The 1,839-nt window shown below is 56.9% G+C and carries 2 protein-coding genes; one reads left to right on the top strand and one right to left on the bottom strand.

Annotation, left to right across the window (positions count from 1 at the left end; genetic code table 11):
• Positions 1–761, bottom strand: a 761-nt coding sequence (locus tag AWB75_RS36350) for a phytanoyl-CoA dioxygenase family protein (protein ID WP_061128732.1), incomplete at its 3' end; no start/stop codon positions are given.
• 103 nt (positions 762–864) lie between these two features.
• Between AWB75_RS36350 and AWB75_RS36345 the strand changes: the two genes are divergently transcribed.
• Positions 865–1,773 (top strand): LysR family transcriptional regulator, encoded by a 909-nt coding sequence (locus AWB75_RS36345; RefSeq protein WP_061128731.1) that lies wholly within the window; start codon positions 865–867, stop codon positions 1,771–1,773.
• Positions 1,774–1,839 lie beyond the last annotated feature (66 nt).

The raw sequence follows: 1,839 nt of genomic DNA, 5'->3' as shown, positions 1-1,839 counted from the left end.
AGAGGAACAAAATTGGTCGAGCGCACATAATCCGGTCGCGGCTGCTCGACCTGTTCAGGCTTGTTCTTCACCTGGTTGTAGACGACATAGGCCTGCCATCGATCGTCACCGGACAGGTTGTGACCCGAGGAATGCACGATGTTGGCGTCGAAAAACACGACTGTTCCCGGGCGGCCGACGATAGCCACGGCCCTGGGATGACTGGACAGAATATCGAGCATGGTCGGCTTGGGTACCACGTAGAAGCGGTAACCGGTTGCCTCATCGAACACCGGATCGAGTGAACCGAGCTTGTGGCTTCCCGGGATGAAGTAGAGACATCCGCCCATTTCGGTCGGCTCGTCGAGCATGACCAACGCGGTTGTCATCTGCGGCTCTTTCACGCCGTCGATATGCCAGGTGCCGAAGTCCTGATGCCATTGCCAGACGGAACCGTCGATAGCCGTCTTCAGATTGCACTTCGTGTGATAGACGTAGAGTTCGGGATCGTCGATCAGTTGTTGTGCCGGCTCGAGCAATCTGGGGGAGCGCACTGCGGAGTGAAAGACCGCCGATGCCGTCGGACTTTCTTTTTCGTGAACTTTGTAGATCGTCTTTGCGATGCCGCCCGTTTTTTCACGGACCAGATGGTCGGTGTCGATCTTCTGGATCCGGCGCAACTCGCTCTTCATATGCTCGACTTCTTCTTCCCTGAAAAGCTCCGGCAGAACAACGAACCCATCGCGCTCGTAGGCTTCCAACTGCGCCGCGGTAAGTTTCATGAGGGGTCTCCTGACTTGTTGGCCTGATGTCATGATCCTAAGACCCGTCTCGTCCAATGTAAAAGATATAATTAGTTGCGTATCGATACCAAAAAGGTTCCAAATGGAGCTGCGTCATCTTCGCTACTTTCTGACGGTGGCACGCACACTCAACTTCACGAAGGCAGCGGGTGAACTGCACATGGCGCAGCCGCCGTTGAGTCGGCAGATACGGGAACTGGAAGACGAACTCGGCGTAGCGCTTCTTGAGCGCCGGGGCAAACGGGTGTCTCTTTCATCGGCGGGCCAGATTTTCGAAGAACGGGCCAAACGGATTCTGGCCGAAACAAACGCCGCGATCGTGGATTCACAACGCGCCGCAAGAGGGGAAATCGGTCGGGTGGCGGTCGGGTTCTTCGAGCACATCGCGTACACACTGCTGCCACCGCTCTTGCGTGAATTCCAGCAGCGTTACCCCGAGGTGACGGTCGAACTTCGCTGGTTCTCGTCTGCTGAACAGATCAGCGCCCTGAACCGGGGGGACGTCGATCTGGCATTCGTCCGGTCTTTGCCGCTGGATACTCAACTGAACAGCGTCTTGTTGCTTCAGGAGCCGTTTTACGTTGCCATCGCGAAGGACAACCCTCTCGCAGCGAAACGGCAGATATCCATCAAGGACTGTATGCACCTGCGCGTCATCAATTACCGGAAAGATGTCGCGCCGGACTATCACGCCGCCATCAACCAGTTGTGCGCACTTGCCGGATTTTCTCCGTCCACGAGCTTTGAAATGGGGCAGATCTACGCTTCCCTTGGCCTCGTAAGCGCCGGGTTTGGTGTGACGCTCGTACCGGCGTCAGTTCAACGAACGCACATGGACAACGTCGTTTATCGTCCTCTGCGCGAACAGCACGCGAAGAGCGAGCTCTACCTCGCGTGGAAGGAACCCAATCCGCCCGCTGCGCTAGGCTCCTTTGTTCAACTAGCGCGCGAGATAGCTGCGCACGCACCGCGAAAAGCGAAGGACGAGTAAGCGCGAAGCGGTACGGCTTCAATGCGATGAACAGGTTATCGGCCACGAGCTGCCGCTTGTCCTGCT

This window comes from Caballeronia catudaia (assembly GCF_001544755.2).
Classification (GTDB): Bacteria; Pseudomonadota; Gammaproteobacteria; order Burkholderiales; family Burkholderiaceae; genus Caballeronia; species Caballeronia catudaia.
Note: the sequence above shows the minus strand (reverse complement) of the source record. Positions and strands in the feature narration are given on the sequence as shown.

Coding starts and splice junctions, on each gene's coding strand:
- AWB75_RS36345 (WP_061128731.1), top strand. CDS start 865: ATGGAGCTGCGTCATCTTCGCTACTTTCTGACGGTGGCACGCACACTC.